Source organism: Archangium sp. (assembly GCF_036389735.1).
Lineage (GTDB): Bacteria > Myxococcota > Myxococcia > Myxococcales > Myxococcaceae > Archangium.
In genome coordinates this window covers 1-5,127 of record NZ_DASVWK010000984.1, presented here as the reverse complement: position 1 = coordinate 5,127, position 5,127 = coordinate 1, and the positions used below count along the sequence as shown (strand labels likewise).

General features: G+C 69.4%; 4 protein-coding genes and 1 pseudogene. 4 read left to right on the top strand and 1 reads right to left on the bottom strand.

All coding sequences use genetic code 11. The features are described from left to right. The 4 genes and pseudogenes from VF794_RS35010 to VF794_RS34995 all read left to right on the top strand — a co-directional run. Positions 1–186: pseudogene (locus VF794_RS35010) on the top strand (ferredoxin); the annotation flags it as partial. 2 nt (positions 187–188) lie between these two features. Beyond that, complete coding sequence (locus VF794_RS35005) at positions 189–1,712, top strand: complex I subunit 1 family protein (RefSeq protein WP_331117467.1); 1,524 nt, start codon at positions 189–191, stop codon at positions 1,710–1,712. A 22-nt stretch (positions 1,713–1,734) separates the two neighbouring features. Beyond that, complete coding sequence (locus VF794_RS35000; RefSeq protein WP_331117466.1) at positions 1,735–2,490, top strand: NADH-quinone oxidoreductase subunit I; 756 nt, start codon at positions 1,735–1,737, stop codon at positions 2,488–2,490. A gap of 197 nt (positions 2,491–2,687) precedes the next feature. Next, the gene (locus VF794_RS34995) at positions 2,688–3,053 is read left to right on the top strand and encodes a (2Fe-2S) ferredoxin domain-containing protein (RefSeq protein WP_331117465.1); all 366 of its coding nucleotides are present in this window, start codon (positions 2,688–2,690) and stop codon (positions 3,051–3,053) included. A gap of 9 nt (positions 3,054–3,062) precedes the next feature. Here the strand turns inward: VF794_RS34995 and VF794_RS34990 are convergent. Then, positions 3,063–5,127, bottom strand: a 2,065-nt coding sequence (locus VF794_RS34990) for an adenylate/guanylate cyclase domain-containing protein (RefSeq protein WP_331117464.1), incomplete at its 5' end; no start/stop codon positions are given.

The window sequence follows — 5,127 nt, the reverse complement described above, 5'->3', positions numbered from 1 at the left end:
TGGACGTCCTCTCGCGAGGTGTTCCGCGAGTTGGGCAAGGCGGTGACGGAGTTCGCCCCGGTCGACTGGGACAAGGCCGCCCCGCCCGACCGGGAGACGCCTGGCATCAACCCCCTGCCGACCGCCGCCGACGGCCGGCCTCCGGGGTACCGTGAGTTCGGCGCTCCCAGGGTTCGGGGTATCTGACAATGAAGCGCGTCCTCGAAATCTTCATCATTTCCGCCGTCATCCTCGGCGCTCTCGCGGGCGTCGTCGCCGCTGCCTATGCCGTGGGCGGCGTCGCGGAGCGCTACCTCTTCACGGGCGCCAGCCGGCTGACGAACATCATCTTCCTGATGCTCGTCTTCGTCATGGTCATCGCGACCATGCTCACCCTGGCCGAGCGCAAGTGGAGCGCGCTCATGCAGGACCGCATCGGTCCCAACCGCGCGCGCATCGCCCTCCCGGGCCTGCAGAACGCGGCCCTGGCCGGTCTGCCCCACGTGGCCACCGACGCCTTGAAGATGCTCTTCAAGGAGGACTTCATCCCGGCCACGGCCAACAAGCTGCTCTACAACCTGGGGCCCATGCTGGCCTTCGCGCCGGTGTTCGCCCTCTTCGCGGTGGTGCCCGCCGGCCCCAGCATCAGCTACATGCTCGACGGCCAGCGCGTGAACGTGGACATGGTGGTGGCCACGCCGGACTTCGGCCTGCTCTACGTGTTCGCCATCGCCTCGCTGGCGGTGTACGGCACCTCGCTGGCGGGCTGGTCCTCCAACAACAAGTTCGCGCTGCTCGGTGGCGTGCGTGCCTCCTCGCAGATGATCTCCTACGAGGTCGCGCTGGGCCTGTCGCTGGTGGGCCTCATGCTGGCCTTCTCCTCGGCGCAACTGCCGGCCATCCAGGGCTTCCTCGTCAACGAGATTCCCTTCCTGGCCGATGCGACCTACGCGACGGCCAACCCCGGCCAGGCCCGCTACCTGTGGCAGTTCACCGGCGCGGGTGGGGGCTTCGACTTCGGCATCCCCGCCTGGGGCATCCTGCTGCAGCCGCTGGGCTTCTTCCTCTTCTTCGCGGCGGCCTTCGCCGAGACCAAGCGCGCCCCCTTCGACTCTCCCGAGGGTGAGTCGGAGATCATCGGCTACTTCGTCGAGTACTCGGGCATGAAGTTCGGCCTGTTCATGATCTCCGAGTTCGTGGAGATCGTCATCCTCTCCGGCCTCATCGTGGTGCTCTTCTTCGGTGGCTACCACCTGCCCTTCGGCGGCGAGTGGCTGGCCAGCGCGCTGAAGGACCACGGCTTCCTCTACGGCCTCCTCCTGGGCACCTTCTTCTGGCTGAAGGTCGTCTTCCTGTGCTGGCTGCAGCTGGCCATCCGCTGGACGTTCCCGCGCTTCCGCTACGACCAGATCCAGACCCTGGGCTGGAAGATCCTCTTCCCCATGGGCCTCATCAACGTGTTCGTCAGCGGCGCCCTGGTGCTGTGGGATCCGTCGCTGCGAATGCTGGCCATCTTCGGGATGTTGGAGATTGGCCTCCTGGTGGCGATGACGCTGTCCAGCACCAAGAAGGAGCCGGGCACGGAGGGTCACGGGCACGGGGGTGCGCACGGCGCCCACGGGCACGGCGGCCACGACGCCCACGGTCACGCGCTGCCCGCCCACGGGCATGCCGCCACCGCTCACGCGGACACCCATGCCGTCGGCACGCATCCCGCCCCGGCCTCGCACTAGTCGGAACTGAGAGACAAACACCATGGCTTACAAGGCAACTCAGGATCCCCGCACCGACATCCGCGAGCGTGCGTACCTGCCGGAGCTGATCCGCGGCCTCGCCATCACCACGCGGCACTTCTTCCGCAACCTCTTCGGCACGCGCGAAGTGGGCGTGCCGTTCGAGGATCGCCAGGGCACCAGCCTCATCACCACGGTGCAGTACCCGGAGGAGAGGGTCCCCTACCCTCCTGGCTACCGGGGCCTGCACCGGCTGGTTCCGCGCGAGGATGGCAAGCCGCGCTGCGTGGCCTGCTACATGTGCGCCACCATCTGCCCGGCCCAGTGCATCTACATCGAGGCCGGTGAGTACGAGGTGGACGCGGCCGAGGGTGGCTCGCGCGTCATCGAAAAGTTCCCCACCCAGTTCGTCATCGACGAGCTGCGCTGCATCGTGTGCGGCCTGTGCGTGGAGGCGTGCCCCAAGGACGCCATCCGCATGGACACGTACACGCACACTCCGGCGGAGTACAACCGGCAGGCCTTCGTCTACGACATCCCCAAGCTGCTCAAGGGGCCGGCCGTGGCGCACCCGTCGGATCCGTGGAACAAGCGTCCGAGCTCGGATCAGCCGGCGCACGTGCACAAGGAGGCCCATGCCCGCGTGGGCGAGGGCAACGAGCCCCAGCACCCGCACCTGGAGGCCGGCGACACCCACGGCGACCACGTGACGCCGCCCACCTCGCGCACCGTCGTCTCCAACGAGGGCCCGGTGCCCGTGACGAAGTTCCTCAAGTAGCACCCGGCCACACGCGCTGGCTCCCGGCCCGCCTTCCCCGCTCCGTGCGGTGGAGGGTGGGCCGGTGCCATTTTGGAGCACCGCGTGCAGCCCCGTTGCAGCCCTACAGCCCCGGGCGAGGCGTGCGAGGGAGCGGGCCCTCCTGGACCGTGGGCGCCCTTTCCAGCACCTCGCAAACTCCGTAGGGTTCCCGGTTCATGAAGCGCTACCGCCTCTCCGTGTGCAAGGGCTCGAGCTGCAAGGCTGGCGGCTCGGATGCCGTGGCCGCGGCCGCTCGCGATGAGCTGTCCACGCGGAAGCTCCAGCCGCGCTGTGAGCTGTACCGCGGAGGCTGCTACGGCTTCTGTCACATGGGGCCCAACGTCGTCATCCGCGAGGAGACGGGGCGCAAGAGGGATCCCCTCTCTCCCGAGGACTACCAGCTCATGGGCTGGGAGGGCGAGACGTACTACTCGCACATGACGCCGGAGAAGATGCGCCGCGTGGTGGCCGAGCACATCTCCGAGGACAAGCCCGTCGTCGAGCTCTTCGGTCACCCGGACGAGCCGGACCCGGGCGACTGAGGCCGCTGCCTACTTCCCCTCGAGGGCGAAGACGCCGTCCCAGTCCTCCGGCGGCGCGGCCTGGGAGAACTTGCGGCAGCGCTCGGCATATACCCCGGCCACCGAGTCCTGGAAGGCCTCCGTGCCGCGTGAGAACAGCGCCAGCGCCTCGTCGAAGCGCCGCTGGTGGTACGCGGTGAGCGCCTGCTCGTAGAGGGCCAGCTGCTCCTGCACCTGGGTGGACAGCTCTCCCTTGCGGCCCACCAGCTCGTGGATGCGCAGGGGCTCGGCGCGGTTCTTCATCCGCACCCGGTCCACCTCGCGGAAGACGTAGCCGTCCTGTGCCAGCCGCGCCGTGGCGTCCCCCACCAGCACGAAGGTGCCATAGGCGCGGTTGAGGCTCTCCAGGAACATGGAGAGCTTCACCGACTCCCCCATGACGGAATACTTCGCCGCGAGATCGCTCCCCATGCCGCCCACCACCAGCTCGCCGCTGTCGATGCCGAGGCGGCACTGGAGGCGCTGGCCGTACGTCTTCTCCCAATCGGCGTTGCGCTCCAGCAGCGCCTCGCGCACCTTCAGCGCGGCCTCGCACGCCAGGTGGGCATGGCGATCCGTGCGCAGTGGCGCGCCCCAGAAGGCCATCACCGCGTCGCCGATGTACTTGTCCACCTGCCCCTTCGTGGAGCGCACCACGTCCGTCATCTCCGTCAGCGAGTCGTTGAGGAGCTGGACGAGCTTGTCCGGCTGGAGCTCGTTGGACAGGCGGGAGAAGCCGTCGATGTCGCAGAAGAAGACCGTCACCTCGCGGCGCTCGGCCCGCGTGAGCATCCGCAAGTCCCGCGTGACGAGCCGCGCCACCTCCGGGCTGACGTAGCGGCCGAGCACGTCGGTGATGAAGTGGCGCAACTGCCGCTCGGTGCGCGAGGCCTGGACGATGGTGAAGATGAAGGTGAGGCCCATGGCGAGCAGCGGGCCCACCATCGCCACCCAGAGCAGCTTGTTGACGAACAGGTACCAGGCCACCCCGGAGTAGACGAGCCCCGCGGCCACCATGGTGGCCAGGTACATCCACACGTCGCCGAAGGAGCGCAGGCCCCGGTTGAAGGTGAGCGCGAGGAAGGCGCCGATGAACGCCAGCCCCAGCGTCAGGAAGAGATCCACCTTCGGCGTGGCGCGGGTGAGGCCCTCGGACTGGAGCAGGTTCACCAGCGACTGGGCGAGGACGGCCCCCGAGGGCGTGCGCTCGCCGATGGGCGTGTGCTTGAAGTCCAGCGCCTGCCGCGAGGTGTTGGTGAAGACGATGACGCGGCCCTCGATGTCGTGCACCGCCCGGGGCGGCACCCCCTCGCGCACGGCGAAGAGGTTGAGCAGGACGTTCCACGCGGGAATGGCTCGCGACACCGAGCCCCGTGAGCCGCGCCCCACCTCGGCCGCGTCCCAGCGCACCAGGCTGTAGCCGGACTCGTCCATGGGGATGGAGAAGCGGTCTCCCACGTACAGCCGGCCGTCCGCGTAGCGAAGCTGGCGCGTGCCCGCCAGGCGCATCGCCGCCGCCAGCGGCATGGAGGGCAGTACGTGCCGGGCCCCCTCGCGCGAGCGGTAGCTCACCAGGTGGGGCACGGCCCGCACCAGCCCGTCCGGATCCGCCGGCACGGTGGCGGCGCCATAGAGGCTCCCCGTGCCGAGCAGCGGCGCGATGGGGTGCTCCACCTGGCGCACCTCCGGCAGCAGCGCCGCGTCCAGCCCCTCCACCTCCACCTCGGCCAGGGACACGAAGAGCTCGAGCGGGCCCACGCGGTACGTGTCGTCCGTGGCCCGCCGCTCCTGCACCCTCGGCGGCTCGCGCACCCCCTGCTCCACGGCCACCCGCAGCCCCTCCTGCTCGCTGGCCACGCCCGCCCACGCCTCCACCGCGTTGCCCTCGGGGATGAGGAAGGCCGGCCGTTGATCCGCCAGCACCAACTGCACCCGGCCCCGCGCCTCGGCCGCGCTGGCGTAGGTGCCGAGCCGCACGCGGTACGGCCACAGCCGGCCGCTCGCGGGAATCTCGCGGTCCGGCGACCACTCGAAGGCCAGCACGGACTTCTCGGGG

Excerpts from the sequence above, each read along its gene's own strand:
- VF794_RS34995 (WP_331117465.1), top strand. The coding sequence starts at position 2,688 with ATGAAGCGCTACCGCCTCTCCGTGTGCAAGGGCTCGAGCTGCAAGGCT.
- VF794_RS35000 (WP_331117466.1), top strand. The coding sequence starts at position 1,735 with ATGGCTTACAAGGCAACTCAGGATCCCCGCACCGACATCCGCGAGCGT.
- VF794_RS35005 (WP_331117467.1), top strand. The coding sequence starts at position 189 with ATGAAGCGCGTCCTCGAAATCTTCATCATTTCCGCCGTCATCCTCGGC.